Origin of the sequence: Citrobacter sp. BIDMC107, assembly GCF_001037575.1 — a bacterium.
Classification (GTDB): Bacteria; Pseudomonadota; Gammaproteobacteria; order Enterobacterales; family Enterobacteriaceae; genus Citrobacter; species Citrobacter freundii.
In genome coordinates, this window is the sequence record NZ_KQ089848.1 from 3,424,379 (window position 1) to 3,442,687 (window position 18,309).

Sequence of the window (18,309 nt, forward strand, 5' to 3'; positions counted from 1 at the left end):
TCGCTATGTTAAGGGTCTACCACTCCAACCGTCTGGATGTGCTGGAAGCGTTAATGGAGTTTATCGTTGAGCGCGAGCGGCTGGACGACCCCTTTGAGCCTGAGATGATCCTGGTTCAAAGTACCGGTATGGCGCAGTGGTTACAAATGACTCTTGCACAGAAGTTTAGTATTGCCGCCAATATCGATTTTCCGCTGCCCGCGAGTTTTATCTGGGATATGTTTGTGCGCGTGCTGCCGGATATCCCGAAAGAGAGCGCGTTCAGCAAACAGAGCATGAGCTGGAAGTTGATGACGCTGTTGCCGCAATTACTGGATGGCGATGACTTTGCATTGCTGCGCCACTATCTGACGGACGACACCGATAAACGTAAGCTTTTTCAGCTTTCCTCGCGCGCGGCTGACCTTTTCGACCAGTATTTAGTCTACCGCCCTGACTGGTTGACCCAGTGGGAAGCGGGGCGACTGGTTGAGGGACTCGGCGAGTCTCAGGCCTGGCAGGCACCGTTGTGGAAAGCGCTGGTGGAATACACCGCGGAGTTGGGCCAGCCGCGTTGGCATCGTGCCAATTTATACCAACGATTTATTCAGACGTTGGAAAACGCGTCCGAGTGCCCGCAGGGACTGCCTTCTCGCGTCTTTATTTGCGGCATTTCGGCGCTGCCGCCGGTTTATTTGCAGGCATTGCAAGCGCTGGGTAAGCACATCGATATTCATCTGCTGTTTACCAACCCTTGTCGCTACTACTGGGGAGATATTAAAGATCCTGCCTGGCTGGCGAAGCTTATGGCGCGTCAGCGTCGGCACAGCTTTGAAGAACGGCACCTGCCGCTGTTTCGTGATAACCAGAAAGCCGAAGGATTATTTAACAGCGATGGGGAACAGGATGTGGGCAACCCGATGCTGGCCTCGTGGGGCAAGCTGGGGCGTGATTACATTTATTTGCTTTCGGAGCTGGAAAATAGTCAGGAACTGGATGCGTTTGTCGACATTACGCCTGACAACCTTTTGCATAATATTCAATCGGATATTCTGGAACTCGAAAGCCATGCCGTGGCGGGCGTCACGCTGGAAGAATATTCCCGTAGTGACAATAAACGCCGGCTTGATCTGAACGATACCAGCGTGACTTTCCATGTCTGCCATAGCCCACAGCGCGAGGTGGAAATTCTGCATGACCGGCTGTTGGCCATGCTGGAAGCGGACCCAACGCTGACGCCGCGCGATATTATCGTGATGGTGGCGGACATCGACAGCTACAGCCCATTCATTCAGTCGGTCTTTGGCAGTGCACCAGCCGAGCGTTACTTACCTTATGCGATTTCCGACCGTCGGGCACGCCAGTCCCATCCCGTCTTACAGGCTTTTATTAGTCTGCTGTCTCTACCGGATAGCCGTTTTGTCTCAGAGGATGTCCTGGCGTTACTGGATGTCCCCGTGCTGGCGGCGCGTTTCAACATTGATGAAGAAGGGTTGCGCTATCTTCGCTTATGGGTCAATGAATCCGGGATTCGTTGGGGAATTGACGACGATAACGTGCGTGAACTGGAACTTCCGCCTACAGGTCAGCATACCTGGCAATTTGGTTTAATGCGTATGCTGCTCGGCTACGCGATGGAAAGCGCGCAGGGCGAGTGGCAATCGGTATTGCCTTACGATGAGTCCAGCGGTTTGATTGCCGAGCTGGTAGGACATCTGGCCTCGTTGCTGATGCAGCTTAATCTCTGGCGTAGAGGGTTAGCGCAGGAACGACCGCTGGAAGAGTGGCTACCTGTTTGTCGGGAAATGCTTAATGATTTCTTCCTGCCGGACGCGGATACCGAAGCGGCGATGACGCTGATTGAACAGCAGTGGCAGGCTATTATCACCGAAGGTTTAGGGGCCGAGTACGGCGATGCTATACCGCTCTCTCTGTTACGTGATGAGCTGGCCCAGCGCCTTGATCAGGAACGCATCAGCCAGCGCTTCCTGGCGGGTCCCGTTAACATTTGTACGCTGATGCCGATGCGCTCCATTCCGTTCAAAGTGGTGTGCCTGCTGGGTATGAACGATGGCGTTTATCCACGCCAGCTTGCGCCGCTGGGCTTTGATTTAATGAGTCAAAAACCGATGCGGGGCGATCGCAGCCGTCGTGATGATGACCGCTATCTGTTCCTCGAAGCATTGATTTCGGCACAGCAGACGCTCTACATCAGCTACATTGGCCGCTCGATTCAGGATAACAGCGAGCGCTTCCCGTCGGTGCTGGTGCAAGAACTGATGGACTACATTGGGCAAAGCCATTATCTGCCGGGTGACGAATTGTTGACCTGCGATCAAAGCGAGACAAGGGTAAAAGCGCACATTACCCGTTTGCATACCCGTATGCCCTTTGATGCGCAAAATTATCTCCCGGGCGAACAGCAAAGCTATGCCCGGGAATGGCTACCTGCGGCGAGCCTGTCAGGAAAAGCGCACACGGATTTTGTGCAGCCTCTTCCTTTTGAAATGCCAGAAACACTGACGCTGGAAACACTGCAGCGATTTTGGGCACATCCGGTACGCGCCTTTTTCCAGATGCGTTTGAGGGTCAACTTCCGCTCTGAAGAGAGTGAGATCCCGGACACGGAGCCTTTCACCCTTGAAGGATTAACCCGCTATCAGCTTAATCAGCAATTGCTTAATACACTGGTTGAAGAGAACGACGCTGAACGACTGTTCCGCCGTTTTCGCGCGGCGGGCACGCTACCCTATGGGCCGTTTGGCGAAATTCTGTGGGATACGCAGCGTCAGGAGATGCAGTCGCTTGCTGAGCGTATTATCGCCTGTCGTCAGCCCTGTCAGAGCATGGAAATCGATCTTAACTGTAACGGCGTACAAATCACCGGTTGGTTGCCGCAGGTACAAGAGGACGGTTTGTTGCGCTGGCGCCCATCTTTGATCAGCATTGCGCAGGGCGTGCAACTTTGGCTGGAACATCTTGTCTATTGTGCGAGTGGCGGTACGGGAGAGAGCCGATTATTCCTGCGTAAAGACGGGGAATGGCGTTTTCCGCCGCTGGATGCAGAACAGGCGTTGCTATATCTGTCGCAACTCATTGAGGGGTATCGGGAAGGCATGTCGTCACCATTGCTGGTATTGCCCGAAAGCGGCGGTGCATGGATAAAAACCTGTTATGACGCCGCAAATGATGCCATGTTAGATGACGATGCAACGTTGCAAAAAGCGCGCAGTAAGTTTCTGCAAGCCTATGAAGGCAACATGATAATACGTGGCGAAGGTGATGATATCTGGTATCAGCGTCTTTGGCGTCAACTGGATGCTGATACGCTGGAGACTATTGTTTTACAGTCTCAACGCTACCTGTTACCGATTTTTCGCTTCAATCAGTCATGATGGTTGTATAAAAATTGCGCAATTCGATAGCTTCCACTATGATGCGCATTCTGTCACGGACTGATTCTTACAAAGAGAAGATGCTGGCTCGTTCAGCACATAGTCTTGCCCTGTTCAGACCATGTATTTATGCGTGGTTTGTAGTGAACAGGTGAATACGTTAATGATGAGGTTTGTGAATGCCCCGCAGCACCTGGTTCAGCGCATTACTGTTGTTCGTCGCCCTTTGGGTTCCCGTAAGTCAGGCAGATACCGGTTGGCAGCCTTTAGCTGAAACCATCCGTAAAAGCGAGAAAGATACCCGTCAGTATCAGGCCGTGCGCCTTGATAACGGCATGGTTGTGCTGCTGGTATCCGATCCTCAGGCCGTGAAATCCCTTTCTGCACTGGTAGTCCCCGTGGGCTCGCTGGAAGATCCGGACGATCATCAGGGGCTGGCGCACTATCTCGAACACATGTGCCTGATGGGCTCGAAAAAATACCCGCAGCCGGACAGCCTGGCTGAATTTCTGAAAATGCACGGCGGTAGCCACAATGCCAGCACTGCGCCTTATCGTACGGCCTTCTATCTTGAAGTCGAAAACGACGCGTTGGTGGGGGCGGTGGATCGCCTGGCGGATGCTATTGCCGATCCATTGTTGGATAAAAAATATGCCGACCGTGAGCGTAACGCGGTTAACTCCGAGCTGACGCTGGCGCGTACCCGAGACGGGATGCGTATGGCGCAGGTGAGCGCTGAGACTATCAACCCGGCGCACCCTGGCTCGCGTTTCTCTGGCGGGAATCTAGAGACATTAAGCGACAAACCGGGCAACCCGGTGGTACAGGCGTTACAAAAATTTCATGAAAAGTACTACTCCGCGAACCTGATGAAGGCGGTGATTTATAGCAATAAACCGCTGCCAGAGCTGGCGCGGATAGCGGCTGACACCTTTGGGCGCGTGCCGAACAGAAATATCGAAAAGCCTGAAATTACCGTACCGGTCGTCACTGATGCGCAAAAGGGCATCATCATCCACTATGTTCCGGCAATGCCGCGTAAAGTATTGCGCGTCGAGTTTCGTATCGATAACAACAGCGCGCAGTTCCGCAGTAAAACCGATGAGCTGGTGACCTACCTGATTGGCAATCGTAGTCCGGGCACATTGTCTGACTGGCTGCAAAAGCAGGGCCTGGTTGAAGGTATTCGCGCAGACTCCGATCCGGTGGTCAACGGGAACAGCGGCGTGTTAGCCATTTCCGCGACGTTAACCGACAAGGGGCTGGCGAATCGCGATGAAGTTGTCGCGGCAATCTTTAGCTACCTCAATTTGTTACGCGAGAAAGGCGTCGATAAACGCTATTTTGACGAGCTGGCGCATGTGCTGGATCTCGATTTCCGTTATCCCTCCATCACCCGTGATATGGACTACGTGGAATGGCTGGCTGATACCATGATCCGCGTTCCCGTCGAGCATACGCTGGATGCGGTGAATATTGCTGACCAGTACGATGCGAAAGCTGTTGAGCAACGTCTGGCAATGATGACGCCGCAGAATGCGCGTATCTGGTATATCAGTGCGAAAGAGCCGCATAATAAAACCGCTTATTTTGTCGATGCGCCTTACCAGGTGGATAAAATCAGCGACAAAACCTTTGCCGACTGGCAGCAAAAAGCACAGGGCATTGCGCTGTCGTTACCGGAGGTGAACCCCTACATTCCGGATGATTTCACGCTGATTAAGACGGATAAAAAATATGCTCATCCGGAGCTGATTGTTGATGAGCCGGATTTACGCGTGGTGTATGCCCCGAGCCAGTACTTTGCCAGCGAGCCGAAGGCTGACGTCAGCGTGATCCTGCGTAACCCGAAAGCCATGGACAGCGCCCGCAACCAGGTCTTATTCGCACTTAACGATTACCTGGCGGGGATTGCGCTCGATCAGTTAAGTAACCAGGCATCGGTAGGTGGAATTGGTTTCTCTACCAACGCTAACAATGGGTTGATGCTTAACGCCAACGGCTACACCCAACGTTTGCCGCAGCTTTTTCAGGCGCTGCTGAGCGGCTATTTCAGCTATACCTCAACGGATGAACAACTGGAACAGGCGAAATCCTGGTATGCCCAGATGATGGATTCCGCAGAAAAGGGTAAAGCCTACGATCAGGCTATTATGCCGGTGCAGATGCTTTCTCAGGTGCCTTATTTTTCACGTGATGAGCGCCGTCAGCTGCTGCCTTCCATCACCCTGAAAGAGGTGATGACCTACCGCGACGCTTTAAAAACCGGTGCGCGACCTGAATTCCTGGTCATTGGCAATATGAGCGAAGCTCAGACAACGAGCATGGCGCGGGATATCCAAAAACAGCTTGGTGCGAACGGGTCACAGTGGTGTCGCAACAAAGATGTGGTGGTGGACAAGAAGCAGTCCGTCATCTTTGAAAAAGCAGGCAGCAGCACGGATTCAGCACTGGCGGCGGTATTTGTGCCAACCGGATACGATGAATACACCAGTTCAGCCTACAGCGCCATGTTGGGGCAGATTGTTCAGCCGTGGTTCTACAATCAGCTGCGTACTGAAGAACAGTTAGGTTACGCCGTATTTGCTTTCCCGATGAGCGTTGGCCGTCAGTGGGGAATGGGGTTCTTGCTGCAAAGCAGTGATAAGCAGCCGTCTTACCTCTGGGAGCGTTATAAAGCGTTCTTCCCGACGGCGGAAGCGAAGCTGCGGGCGATGAAACCTGAAGAGTTCGCGCAAATTCAGCAGGCGATTATTGCGCAAATGCTGCAGGCGCCGCAAACGCTGGGGGCAGAAGCCTCACAGTTAAGCAAAGATTTTGATCGCGGCAATATGCGCTTCGATTCACGTGATAAAATAGTGGCTCAGATTAAACTGCTGACGCCGCAAAAACTTGCCGACTTCTTCCATCAGGCGGTGGTTGAGCCGCAAGGCATGGCGATATTGTCACAGGTTTCCGGCAGTCAGAACGGGCAAGCAGAATATGTGCACCCGGAAGGCTGGAAAGTGTGGCAGACCGTCAGCGCGTTGCAGCAAACCTTACCCCTGATGAGTGATAAGAATGAATGATGCCGCTGAGTCCCTTGATCCACTGCGTTTGCCCCTGACGGGCGAGCGTCTGATTGAAGCCTCTGCGGGCACCGGTAAAACCTTTACCATCGCCGCCCTGTATTTACGTTTACTGCTTGGACTGGGCGGCTCTGCCGCCTTTCCTCGTCCTCTGACCGTCGAAGAACTGCTGGTAGTCACCTTCACTGAGGCGGCTACCGAAGAGTTGCGCGGTCGAATTCGTAGCAACATTCATGAACTGCGAATTGCCTGCCTGCGTGAAACCACCGACAACCCGCTATATGCCCGTTTGTTAGATGAAATTGCCGATAAAAAACAGGCTGCTCAGTGGCTGTTATTGGCTGAAAGACAGATGGATGAAGCGGCGGTGTTTACCATCCACGGTTTTTGTCAGCGTATGCTCAGCCTTAACGCCTTTGAGTCTGGCATGCTGTTCGAACAGCAGCTGATAGAGGATGAATCGCTGCTGCGCTATCAGGCCTGCGCGGACTTCTGGCGTCGGCACTGCTACCCGTTGCCCCGCGACATTGCGCAGGTGGTTTTTGAAACGTGGAAAGGGCCGCAGGCGCTGCTGAGAGATATCGATCGCTATCTGCAAGGGGAAGCACCGGTTATCAAGGCTCCTCCGCCCGATGACGAAACGCTGGCCTCCCGGCATGAACAAATTCTTGCACGCATTAACCAGATCAAGCAGCAATGGCGTGATTCTGTTGATGAGCTGGATGGTCTGCTGGAAGCCTCCGGGATCGATCGGCGTAAATTTAATCGCGCTAACCAGGGTAAGTGGATCGAAAAGATCAGCGCATGGGCGCAGGAAGAAACCCAAAGCTATCAGTTGCCTGATGCGTTGGAGAAATTCTCCCAGCGCTTTTTAGAAGAGCGAACCAAAGCGGGCGGGATAACTCCTCAGCACCCGCTTTTCGTTGCTATTGATGAACTGCTTAGCGAACCGTTAACCCTGCGCGATCTGGTGATCACCCGGGCGCTGGCGGAGATCCGCGCGGCGGTTGCCGAGGAGAAACGCCGCCGCGGCGAGCTGGGTTTTGACGATATGCTCAGCCGTCTGGATGCAGCGTTGCGCAGTGAAAGCGGCGATGCGCTGGCGACGGCTATTCGCACCCGTTTTCCGGTTGCCATGATCGATGAATTCCAGGATACCGATCCGCAGCAGTACCGTATTTTTCGTCGGATCTGGCAGCATCAGCCGGATACCGCACTTCTGCTGATTGGCGATCCAAAACAGGCGATTTACGCGTTTCGCGGCGCGGATATCTTCACCTATATGAAGGCGCGCAGCGAAGTCAGCGCACACTATACGCTTGATACCAACTGGCGTTCGGCCCCTGGCATGGTCAATAGCGTGAATACGCTTTTCAGCCAGATGGACGACGCCTTTATGTTCCGCGAAATCCCCTTCAGCCCGGTAAAATTCGCAGAAAAAAACCAGTCGCTTCAGTTTGTTTTACACGGTGAAACGCAGCCAGCCATGAGTATGTGGCTGATGGAAGGGGAAAGCTGTGGCGTCGGCGACTATCAGAACAACATGGCGCAGGTGTGCGCCACGCAAATTCGCGACTGGCTTAAGGCCGGACATTCTGGCGCTGCGCAACTGGTCAGTGGCAAAGCATCCAGCCCGGTACGCGCGTCGGACATCAGCGTACTGGTACGTAGCCGCCAGGAAGCGGCGCTGGTCCGCGATGCGCTGACGCAACTGGCCATTCCCTCCGTCTACCTCTCTAACCGTGACAGCGTATTTGAAACGCTGGAAGCGCAGGAGCTGCTGTGGGTGCTGCAGGCGGTGATGACGCCGGAGCGTGAGAACACGCTGCGTAGCGCGCTGGCGACCTCAATGATGGGGCTGAATGCGCAGGATCTTGAAGCGTTAAATAATGACGAAAATGCCTGGGATGCGGTGGTCGAGGAGTTCGATGGTTATCGTCAGATCTGGCATAAACGCGGCGTGATGCCGATGCTGCGCGCGCTGATGGCTGCCCGCCAGATTGCGGAGAACCTGCTGGCGACGGCGGGGGGCGAACGTCGACTGACCGACATTTTACATATCAGCGAACTGTTGCAGGAAGCGGGCTCGCAGCTGGAAAGCGAGCATGCGCTGGTGCGCTGGTTGTCCCAGCATATTCTTGAACCCGACAGCAATGCGTCCAGTCAGCAGCTCAGGCTCGAAAGCGACAAGCATTTGGTTAAAATCGTCACCATCCATAAATCGAAAGGGCTGGAATATCCGCTGGTCTGGCTGCCATTTATCACCAATTTCCGCGTCCAGGATCAGGCTTTCTACCACGATCGCAGCTCCTTTGAAGCGGTGCTGGATCTCAGCGATGCCGAGGAGAGCGTTGAGCTGGCAGAAGCGGAACGTCTGGCGGAAGACCTGCGTTTGCTGTATGTCGCGCTAACCCGTTCGGTATGGCACTGCAGCCTTGGCGTTGCGCCGTTGGTACGACGTCGGGGCGATAAAAAAGGGGATACCGATGTGCATCAGAGCGCCCTTGGTCGCCTGTTACAAAAAGGTGAGCCGATGGATGCCGCGGGTCTGCGTGGCGCGATTGAAGCGCTGTGCTGCGACGATATTGCCTGCCAGATTCCCGCGCAGCCTGACGGCGAACCCTGGCAGGTTGCGCAGTCTGTTAGCAATGAACTGAGTGCAAAAATACTGCAGCGTACGCCCGGCGACAGCTGGCGCGTGACCAGTTATTCCGGTCTGCAACAGCGTGGACATGGTATTGCGCAGGATCTGATCCCGCGATTGGATATCGATGCCGCAGGCGTCGGTGAGGTTATTGAAGAATCAGGACTCACACCGCATCAGTTCCCGCGCGGCGCTTCGCCGGGTACGTTCTTGCATAGCCTGTTTGAAAATCTCGATTTTACGCAACCGGTGGATCCGCATTGGGTCGAGGAGCAACTGGCGTTGGGCGGTTATGACGCGCACTGGACGCCGGTTTTGACCGAATGGCTGGACGCCATTTTGCAGGCACCTCTCAACGAGACGGGCGTGAGTTTGAGTCAGCTTTCCGCGCGAGAAAAACAGGTGGAGATGGAGTTTTATCTGCCGATTTCGCAGCCGCTGATGGCCAGCCAACTTGATGCGTTGATTCGCCAGTACGATCCGCTCTCGGCGGGGTGCCCTGCGTTGGACTTTATGCAGGTGCGCGGCATGCTAAAAGGCTTTATTGACCTGGTATTCCGCCATCAGGGGCGCTATTACCTGCTCGATTACAAATCGAACTGGCTGGGTGAAGACAGCTCCGCCTATACGCAGCAGGCGATGGCCTCTGCCATGCAGGCGCATCGCTACGACCTGCAATATCAACTTTATACCCTGGCGCTGCATCGCTACTTGCGCCATCGCATTGCTGATTACGATTATGAACGCCATTTTGGCGGCGTTATCTATCTCTTCCTGCGTGGCGTTGACCGTGAAAATCCGCAGCAGGGAATTTATGCGACCCGACCTGACGGAGAGTTGATCGCTTTGATGGACGAGTTGTTTGCCGGTGTGCCGCTGGAGGAGATGTCATGACAATCCAGAAACGATTACTGGAAGCCGTTGAGCAAAAGCAGCTCCGCCCTCTGGATGCCCAGTTCGCGCTGGCGGTTGCCGGAAATGATAACCCTGCCGTTGCGCTGGCAGCGGCGTTGCTCAGCCGTGAAGCAGGAGAAGGGCACGTCTGCTTACCGCTTTCGCGTCTATCCCGAAGTGAGGACGCCCATCCTCTGTTAAGCGCCTGGCTCGCTGAAGCGGGAGAGCCCGAAGACTGGGCGGAATGCCTGCTGGCCTCCGGGGCGGTAAGCCGTGGCGAGCAGCCCACACCGCTGGTGCTGTACGGCGATCGTTTGTATCTGAACCGGATGTGGCATAACGAACGCGCGGTGGCGCGCTTTTTCGGTGAAGTTAACTACGCCATTGAGGTGGATGAACAACGGCTGACCCACACGCTGGCAGCGCTGTTTCCGCCCGTTGAAGGCGTTAACTGGCAAAAAGTGGCCGCTGCTGTCGCGCTGACCCGTCGTATATCGGTGATCTCCGGTGGGCCGGGGACCGGAAAAACAACAACGGTGGCGAGGCTTCTGGCGGCGTTGATTCAGATGGCGGACGGTGAACGCTGTCGTATTCGTCTGGCGGCGCCCACGGGAAAAGCGGCAGCACGTCTGACCGCCTCGCTGGGCGCGGCGCTGCGAGAACTGCCGCTGACTGATGAGCAAAAGAAACGCATTCCCGATGATGCCAGTACGTTGCACCGCTTATTGGGCGCTCAGCCTGGTAGCCAACGCTTGCGGCATCATGCAGGAAACCCGCTGCATCTTGACGTGCTGGTAGTGGATGAAGCCTCGATGATCGATTTGCCGATGATGTCGCGCCTTATCGATGCGCTACCGCCACACGGGCGGGTGATTTTTCTGGGCGATCGCGACCAGCTCGCTTCTGTTGAAGCGGGGGCGGTACTGGGGGATATCTGTGCTTTCGTCGGTGATGGTTTTACCCCGGAGCGTGCCCGCCAGCTTAGTCGCCTGACTGAAACCACTATTCCGGCTGGTTCGGGAACTCAGGCGGCTGCTCTGCGCGACAGTTTGTGCCTGCTGCAAAAGAGCTACCGTTTCGGTAGCGATTCCGGGATCGGTCAGTTGGCTGCGGCGATTAATCGTGGTGACAAAGCCGCGATAAAAACGGTCTTCCAGCAGGGATTTAGCGACATCGAAAAACGCGCTCTGCACAGCAGCGAAGATTACGCTGCGATGCTGGAGGAAGCGCTAGCGGGTTATGGTCACTATCTGGATTTACTGCGCGAGCGCGCCGAGCCGGATGCTGTCATTCAGGCCTTCAATGAGTATCAGCTATTGTGTGCCCTGCGGGAAGGTCCGTTTGGCGTGGGTGGTTTGAATGAACGCATTGAGCAGGTGATGGTGCAAAAACGCAAAATTCACCGTTCGACGCATAGCCGCTGGTATGAAGGAAGGCCAGTGATGATCGCGCGCAATGAGAGTTCGCTGGGATTATTTAACGGTGATATTGGCATTGCCCTGGATCGTGGGCAGGGTCTGAGGGTGTGGTTTGCGCTGCCGGACGGTTCTATCAAATCGGTTCAGCCCAGCCGCTTGCCTGAACATGAAACCACCTGGGCAATGACGGTGCATAAATCGCAGGGATCTGAGTTTGACCACGCGGCGTTGATTTTACCCAACCAGCATTCACCTGTGGTGACTCGCGAACTGGTCTATACCGCCGTTACCCGCGCGCGCCGTCGTTTGTCGCTGTATGCCGATGAGCGGATATTGAGTGGCGCCATTGCCACCCGAACCGAACGCCGCAGCGGATTGTCGGCGTTGTTTAATGATGGCATGATGTAGGCCGGATAAGCGTCAGCGCCATCCGGCTGTGTGCCTGATGGCGACGCTATCGCGTCTGATCAGGCCTACGATCTGCATACCAAAGATGTGCCAGCGAATTTTATGCCGCATCCGGCAACCACGCCTATGCCAAATCCGCCATCAGCACTTTTGACCGCCGCTGATAGTTGTACATCTCTTTTTTGCTTTCCGGCAGCAGGTCGATATCTACCGGCGTGAAGCCTCGCTCCTGAAACCAGTGAATGCTGCGCGTGGTCAGCACGAACAGCTTGCTCAGCCCCATTTGCCGGGCCTGCGCGGCGATCCGTTCCAGCAACACTTCCCCGCGCGACGAGCTACGGTAGTCCGGATGTACCGCTACGCACGCCATTTCGCCAATTCTCTCTTCCGGGAAAGGGTACAGAGCGGCACAGGCGATAGTCAGGTTATCACGCTGAATAATCGTGAATTTGTCGATCTCCATTTCCAACTGCTCGCGCGAGCGGCGGACCAGAATACCTTGCTGTTCCAGCGGGCGGATAAGCTCCAGAATCCCGCCGATATCGTTGATGGTAGCGCGACGGATCTGCTCGGCGCTTTCCATCACGATCTGCGTACCGATGCCGTCGCGGGAGAACAGTTCTTGCAACAAGGCGCCATCTTCCTGATAGCTGATCAGATGGCAGCGGCGTACGCCACTGCGACAGGCTTTCACTGCTCCGCGCAGGAAACGCACCGTACCGGAGCTGTAATCGCCTTTCTCTTCCTGCAACTCAACGCGAGCCTGAGCTTCGTTAGGAAACAACTCGGAAATAATATCGCCATCATCGTTGGTGACACCCTGAGACGAGCAAAAACCGATCATTTTCTCTGCCTTCAGTTTGATAGCCAGCTGCGTGGCGACCTCTTCTGACGTCAGATTAAAGCTCTCACCAGTGACGGAAACGGCGACCGGGCCCATCAACACAATCGCGCCGCTATCTAACTGGCGGTGAATGGCATCTTCATCGATGCGACGAATACGCCCGCTATGGCAGTAATCTACGCCGTCATCAACGCCCAGCGGCTGGGAGATAATAAAATTACCGCTGACCACATTGATGTGTGCACCCTGCAATGGCGTATTATTCAGGCTCATCGACAGGCGGGCGGTAATATCAAGCTGAAGTAGCCCTGCAGCCTGTTTGACCAGCTCCAGGGTTTTCGCATCGGTGACGCGCGTGTTTTTGTGGTACACCGGCTCATGATGATGCGCCGCAAGATTGGCATCAATCTGCGGTCGAGCGCCATAGACCACGACCAGGCGGATGCCGAGGCTATGAAGAAGACCAATGTCATTGACGATACTGGAAAAGTTTTCATGCTCGATGGCTTCACCGCCCAGCATAATGACAAACGTTTTTCCCCGATGGGTATTGATATAGGGAACAGAATGGCGGAATCCCTGTACCAGTTCGGTTCTACGCTCCTTCACCACGGCACACCCTCATTGCATGATTATTCGTAATTTGTGTATTTTTATTCTGTTTTGGTTCTGTGCGCAAGCGTAATTTTTACCCATGCTGAAGATTTTTATCAGTAATACCGTGAATATAAAAAGAATGTTTACCCTTTTATAGATGACAGATTATGCGTCATTCGCTAAAGTTTCCTGTCAATTCGGACGTTTTACGTATTACCTCTAAAAAGATTTCTTTTGCTCGGGAGAAGCATGTCGGGATCCAACTCAGCAATCAGTCGCCGCCGTTTACTGAAAGGTGCGGGTGCTATGTGGCTTTTAAGCGTCAGCCAGGTGGGTCTGGCTGCCGCGAGTCAGGTCGTTGCCGTACGTATCTGGCCTGCGTCCAGCTATACCCGCGTCACGGTAGAATCTAACCGTCTGCTGAAATACAAACAGTTTGCCCTGAGTAATCCTGAGCGTGTGGTTGTGGATATTGAAGACGTTAATTTGAATTCGGTGCTCAAGGGCATGGGAGCGCAGATTCGTCCTGACGATCCGTATATTAAGTCGGCGCGCGTTGGCCAGTTTGATCCAAAGACCGTACGGATGGTGTTCGAGCTGAAACAGAATGTGAAGCCGCAACTTTTTGCCCTGGCACCGGTGGCGGGCTTTAAAGAACGTCTGGTGATGGATCTCTATCCCGCAAATGCCCAGGATGTTCAGGATCCGCTGCTGGCATTGCTGGAAGATTACAACAGGGGCGATCTGGATAAACAGGTACCGCCTGCGCAGAGTGGCCCACAGCCGGGCAAAGCGGGACGCGATCGCCCCATTGTCATTATGTTGGATCCGGGCCACGGCGGGGAAGACTCCGGTGCGGTGGGGAAATACAAGACGCGTGAAAAAGATGTGGTACTGCAGATTGCCCGCCGTCTGCGAGCTCTCATAGAGAAAGAGGGCAACATGAAGGTCTTTATGACGCGAAATGAAGATATTTTCATTCCGCTTAAAGTCCGTGTGGCAAAAGCGCAGAAGCAGCGCGCAGACCTGTTTGTCTCTATTCACGCCGATGCCTTTACCAGTCGACAACCCAGCGGTTCTTCGGTGTTTGCGCTCTCGACCAAAGGCGCGACCAGTACCGCAGCGAAATATCTGGCGCAGACCCAGAACGCCTCGGATCTCATTGGTGGCGTCAGTAAGAGCGGTGACCGTTACGTCGACCACACCATGTTTGACATGGTGCAGTCGCTGACCATCGCCGACAGCCTGAAGTTTGGTAAAGCGGTATTGAATAAGCTTGGTAAAATCAACAACCTGCATAAGAACCAAGTTGAACAGGCCGGGTTTGCGGTACTGAAAGCGCCGGATATCCCGTCCATTCTGGTCGAAACGGCATTTATCAGTAACGTTGAGGAAGAGCGCAAACTCAAAACGGCGACCTTCCAGCAGGAAGTTGCAGAGTCGATTCTGGCAGGGATTAAAGCCTATTTTGCCGATGGGGCGACGCTGGCGAGAAGGGGATAAATACACGTCCTGGCATTCTGATGCGATATAACGAATGATTGTCCAGGACGAAATATTATAGTAGGACTATTTACAGGTTCATTTATTATTATCGGATAAATTACAGATAACATATATTCATAAAGTATCTTGTTGATTATATAATTTTAAAATTAATACATCTGTTTGAAGTTTATTTTTAATTATTTGGTGGTGTTATTTTATTTATTAACTGATAATTATTTCATATTGATGTTTTCCTAAAAATAAATCTAATGATGTTTTCTGGCACATAGTGTCTCTTCACTTGGGATATAATTTTATCGCATCACCTCTGGTAGGAATGCAGACACCATAAATTATGGTATTGGATATTTATCACCAAGGGAAAAAAATGAAAAAATTTACTATTGCAGCCATTGCTATGGCATTTGCAGGAAGCGCTTTTGCGGGCGATCAGGACTCTGCGGATATTCACTTTGCCGGTGAAGTACAGACTAACATCTGTACGGCAGCGCTTTTAGGGGGAGGAACTTCAGTGCAACTGGATCCGACTGACGTTAAGACCGTCTCGGCAGCCACCACTGACTCGGTAATGAAAAAAGACTTCACAGTCTCTCTGGATTGTACGGCCCAGGGTTCCAAAGACAAAATTACCGGTGCGAGCTATGCCACTGTAACAGGCTATCTGGCGGCTGCAAAAGGAACAGCGGTTAATGCCAGCACTTCTGCGCTGGATAACACCGACGTTTCTGCTGCGGGTGCGCAAGGGGTTGGTTTCCAGGTGCAAAACAAAGACAGCAGCAATGCAGTCCAGACGTTTACCACCGCGGATCGCCAGGCGAAAGTGATCGATACTGCGGCGCCAATGCTGTTTAACTACAACGTTGGCTACCTGAAAACCGGCACCGTCAGCGGCGGTCTGGTTGCAGCTGACGCCATGTTTATCGCAACGTATCAGTAATATCAAAATAATGTCAGGCAGGGCCGTTGAGCCCTGCTTTTTCATCCAGGAGGGAGGGCGTATGCGTAAAGGAAAACCGTTATTGTTGCTCCTGATGATATTCGGTCTGTTAAACGGGCAAGGGGCGCTGGCTGCGGTTGCCCCTGATGCGGAACTTATTGTGCAGGGGCGTATTTATAGCACAACCTGTACCGTACAAACGCCGGGAGACGGTACTTCGATAGCGTTGGAGGAGGTGACCACACAGGCATTACATGATGCACGAAGCTTTCCTGTTTCGCCGAAGGAATTTACGATTAATGTCAGTTGTTCTTCACCTTCAAACTGGCATGAAGTGACGGGAAAATTTACCACTGACGGGGAGATCGAAGGTTCCAATTTTTCTGTTCATTTAAAAAATACGATTACCGATACGACTGGCGCAAAATATGTCGGCCTACAAATTAAAGATAAAATTACCGATACTGTTGTTGATTTCAGTGCAACGCAGCAGTTCACGTTAGCTTTTAGCAATGAGGACAGCGCCTCATTTAAGTTTGAAGTGGGTTATATGCCTTATGGTGTGCCGGAAAAGGGCGACGTACATGCGGCGGCGACCTTTACCCTGACCTATGCCTGACGGAGCGTCTGTGAATAAATTAATTGTTCTGCTGCTGTCTGGGCTGGCGTGGGTTAATTCAGCGCGTGCTGCCGATACGGTGGAATATGAATTTACCGGTCGGGTGACGGAGTTAACTTGTAAGGTGGAACTTTATTCCTACACGGGAACACCATTAAGTGCTCTTTATGTCGGCGGGCTCGTGATCGATACTCTGCCAGCCATAGGTGATATTACTTGGGTATCGAATGCGGGAGATTATTATTTCCGCGTTTCCTGCCCGTCCGGATATAAGGCGTCAACAGTGACAGGAAAAATAAGTACATCGCAGGAGGTTGATGCCGCCACCCTCGCAATAAAATCTGAAGATAGAAATAATCAGTTTGGCTTCGTTTTTAAAGATACCGATCAGAATATGATGATTGATTTTAGCACGGCGGAAAATACGCAGACCCTTGTCCAGGATGGCGATGTAAAAAGGGCTGATTTTAATTTTATAGTGGGTGTCGTGCCTTACGGTGTGAACGTGAACTACGGTTTCCTGCAAGCTTCTATTATGTTTACTGCCACATTTGAGTAACAGGGGAAGAAAATGAAATATTTACCATTCCTTTTGTCTCTGATGGCTTTCTGTGTTTATGGTGCAGCGCCGGTTTACGACACGGTACAGACGCCTGAAATTGTTGTTTCGGCTTTCGTCGAGCCTATACCCACACAATGTAAAGTATGGGTCGAGGTGGATGGCGTGAGCAGCACCACTATTGCGTTAGAGACGGCTTCCCTGAAGGAACTTCAGGGGGCGACTTCAGGCGCGCTGCATCAAAAGAGTTTCGCTATACGTTCTGAGTGCACTCAGGCCGAACAATATTATCCGAATATTCGTTGGGTGACGAGCGGAGAGACCGACCCTGCAACCTATGCGTTAAAAAATACCGCCTTATCAGGCGCGGTAAACGTTGGTTTCCTGGTACAGGATCAATCAACACCACCGGGCTCAGTCGTGAATTTCCAGACGGGTAGCCGAAAAGATTATGAATATGTAGATCGCGGCCGTTGTTATAAATTAGAGGAAGGTGAACGAGTCTGCTTTAACTGGGCGTCAACCTATTCAGTCGGTTATATCGCCTACGGTACGCCCGGCGCGGGCATTGTTACTGCCGATGCTACCGTAATTATTAATGTTGAATAAAATAGCTAAAATATATTTGGTTGGTTTATATATCAGATTTGCATAGTGTAAAAATATTGTTTCTGTCAAAGGGATTTATATGAAAAGGTATTCATGTTCGCTATTTATTGCGTGTTTGATGACGCTCACTACAACTTCATCACTGGCCAGCGTGGTGATTCAGGGAACGCGGGTCATTTACCCTGAATCGGCGAAAGAAGTAACGGTAAAAATGGTAAATGAGGGCAGGTCGCCTTTATTGGTCCAATCCTGGCTGGATGACGGTAATGAAAACGGCGATCCGGCTAAAATGAAGCTACCGTTTATTGTCACTCCCCCCGTCTCGCGTCTTGATCCACAAAAAGGCCAGAGCGTGCGTATTACCTGGACCGGTAAGGCGTTAGCGCAGGATAAAGAGAGTATTTTTTGGTTTAACGTGCTGGAAATTCCACCTAAAGATAAGAATGCGGAAGGGAAAAGCAAACTTAATCTGGCTTTACGTTCGCGGATTAAATTCTTTTATCGTCCGGCCTCATTGAAGGGCAGCTTTATTGATGGTTTAAATAATGTTAAGTGGTCGCTGGTCAATGACGCGGGTAACGTGGCGATCGTCCTGAAAAACGACTCGCCTTATTATCTCTCACTGATTGGCGGCGCGGTGTGGGCAGGGGCGAAAAAATATGACTACAAACCGAAAATGCTGAGTCCTTTTAGTGAGGAACGCTTTGTCGTACCGCAATTAACCACGACTTCCGTTAATAAAGTGTCATGGGTTGCGTTGAATGATTACGGTGCGGATGCGGAAGTCGTCAAAACGGTTAAATAAAAAAGTACCCGCAGACTAACAGGA

Annotated in this window: 11 protein-coding genes; 10 read left to right on the forward strand and 1 reads right to left on the reverse strand. The window is 52.6% G+C overall.

All coding sequences use genetic code 11. The annotated features are described in order from the left end of the window. Positions 1-5: 5 nt before the first annotated feature. The 4 genes from recC (at position 6) to recD (ending at position 11,806) form a co-directional block, all read left to right on the forward strand. Positions 6-3,374 (forward strand): exodeoxyribonuclease V subunit gamma, encoded by a 3,369-nt coding sequence (gene recC / locus SK39_RS16045; RefSeq protein WP_048217191.1) that lies wholly within the window; start codon positions 6-8, stop codon positions 3,372-3,374. A 179-nt stretch (positions 3,375-3,553) separates the two neighbouring features. Continuing rightward, positions 3,554-6,442 (forward strand): pitrilysin, encoded by a 2,889-nt coding sequence (ptrA, locus tag SK39_RS16050; protein ID WP_048217192.1) that lies wholly within the window; start codon positions 3,554-3,556, stop codon positions 6,440-6,442. Further along, positions 6,435-9,980, forward strand: coding sequence for an exodeoxyribonuclease V subunit beta (recB, locus tag SK39_RS16055; RefSeq protein ID WP_048217193.1), 3,546 nt, complete (start codon positions 6,435-6,437; stop codon positions 9,978-9,980). The genes ptrA and recB overlap by 8 nt, the downstream gene beginning before the upstream one ends. Beyond that, positions 9,977-11,806 (forward strand): exodeoxyribonuclease V subunit alpha, encoded by a 1,830-nt coding sequence (recD, locus tag SK39_RS16060; RefSeq protein ID WP_003846475.1) that lies wholly within the window; start codon positions 9,977-9,979, stop codon positions 11,804-11,806. Before recB ends, recD begins: the two co-directional genes overlap by 4 nt. 124 nt (positions 11,807-11,930) lie before the next feature. Here recD and argA read toward each other — a convergent pair whose 3' ends face one another. After that, positions 11,931-13,262: an amino-acid N-acetyltransferase gene (argA, locus tag SK39_RS16065; protein WP_003034012.1), complete on the reverse strand. Its 1,332-nt coding sequence runs from the start codon at positions 13,260-13,262 to the stop codon at positions 11,931-11,933. Positions 13,263-13,496: 234 nt separating this feature from the next. Between argA and amiC the strand changes: the two genes are divergently transcribed. From amiC to SK39_RS16095, 6 genes are all read left to right on the forward strand, one after another. Beyond that, on the forward strand, positions 13,497-14,750 hold the full coding sequence (amiC, locus tag SK39_RS16070; RefSeq protein ID WP_003840937.1) for an N-acetylmuramoyl-L-alanine amidase AmiC: 1,254 nt from the start codon (positions 13,497-13,499) through the stop codon (positions 14,748-14,750). Positions 14,751-15,123: 373 nt separating this feature from the next. Continuing rightward, on the forward strand, positions 15,124-15,693 hold the full coding sequence (locus SK39_RS16075) for a fimbrial protein (protein WP_016150922.1): 570 nt from the start codon (positions 15,124-15,126) through the stop codon (positions 15,691-15,693). 61 nt (positions 15,694-15,754) lie between these two features. Beyond that, complete coding sequence (locus SK39_RS16080) at positions 15,755-16,312, forward strand: fimbrial protein (protein ID WP_003840934.1); 558 nt, start codon at positions 15,755-15,757, stop codon at positions 16,310-16,312. 10 nt (positions 16,313-16,322) lie between these two features. Further along, the gene (locus SK39_RS16085; RefSeq protein ID WP_003840932.1) at positions 16,323-16,871 is read left to right on the forward strand and encodes a fimbrial protein; all 549 of its coding nucleotides are present in this window, start codon (positions 16,323-16,325) and stop codon (positions 16,869-16,871) included. 12 nt (positions 16,872-16,883) lie between these two features. Continuing rightward, on the forward strand, positions 16,884-17,480 hold the full coding sequence (locus SK39_RS16090) for a fimbrial protein (protein ID WP_003840930.1): 597 nt from the start codon (positions 16,884-16,886) through the stop codon (positions 17,478-17,480). 118 nt (positions 17,481-17,598) lie between these two features. Further along, on the forward strand, positions 17,599-18,285 hold the full coding sequence (locus SK39_RS16095; RefSeq protein WP_003840927.1) for a fimbrial chaperone: 687 nt from the start codon (positions 17,599-17,601) through the stop codon (positions 18,283-18,285). The last annotated feature ends 24 nt before the right edge of the window (positions 18,286-18,309 follow it).

What these genes read in the sequence shown, in the direction of transcription:
- recC (WP_048217191.1), top strand. Translation starts at nt 6, where the DNA reads ATGTTAAGGGTCTACCACTCCAACCGTCTGGATGTGCTGGAAGCGTTA.
- amiC (WP_003840937.1), top strand. Translation starts at nt 13,497, where the DNA reads ATGTCGGGATCCAACTCAGCAATCAGTCGCCGCCGTTTACTGAAAGGT.
- SK39_RS16075 (WP_016150922.1), top strand. Translation starts at nt 15,124, where the DNA reads ATGAAAAAATTTACTATTGCAGCCATTGCTATGGCATTTGCAGGAAGC.
- recB (WP_048217193.1), top strand. Translation starts at nt 6,435, where the DNA reads ATGAATGATGCCGCTGAGTCCCTTGATCCACTGCGTTTGCCCCTGACG.
- SK39_RS16090 (WP_003840930.1), top strand. Translation starts at nt 16,884, where the DNA reads ATGAAATATTTACCATTCCTTTTGTCTCTGATGGCTTTCTGTGTTTAT.
- SK39_RS16095 (WP_003840927.1), top strand. Translation starts at nt 17,599, where the DNA reads ATGACGCTCACTACAACTTCATCACTGGCCAGCGTGGTGATTCAGGGA.
- SK39_RS16080 (WP_003840934.1), top strand. Translation starts at nt 15,755, where the DNA reads ATGCGTAAAGGAAAACCGTTATTGTTGCTCCTGATGATATTCGGTCTG.
- recD (WP_003846475.1), top strand. Translation starts at nt 9,977, where the DNA reads ATGACAATCCAGAAACGATTACTGGAAGCCGTTGAGCAAAAGCAGCTC.
- ptrA (WP_048217192.1), top strand. Translation starts at nt 3,554, where the DNA reads ATGCCCCGCAGCACCTGGTTCAGCGCATTACTGTTGTTCGTCGCCCTT.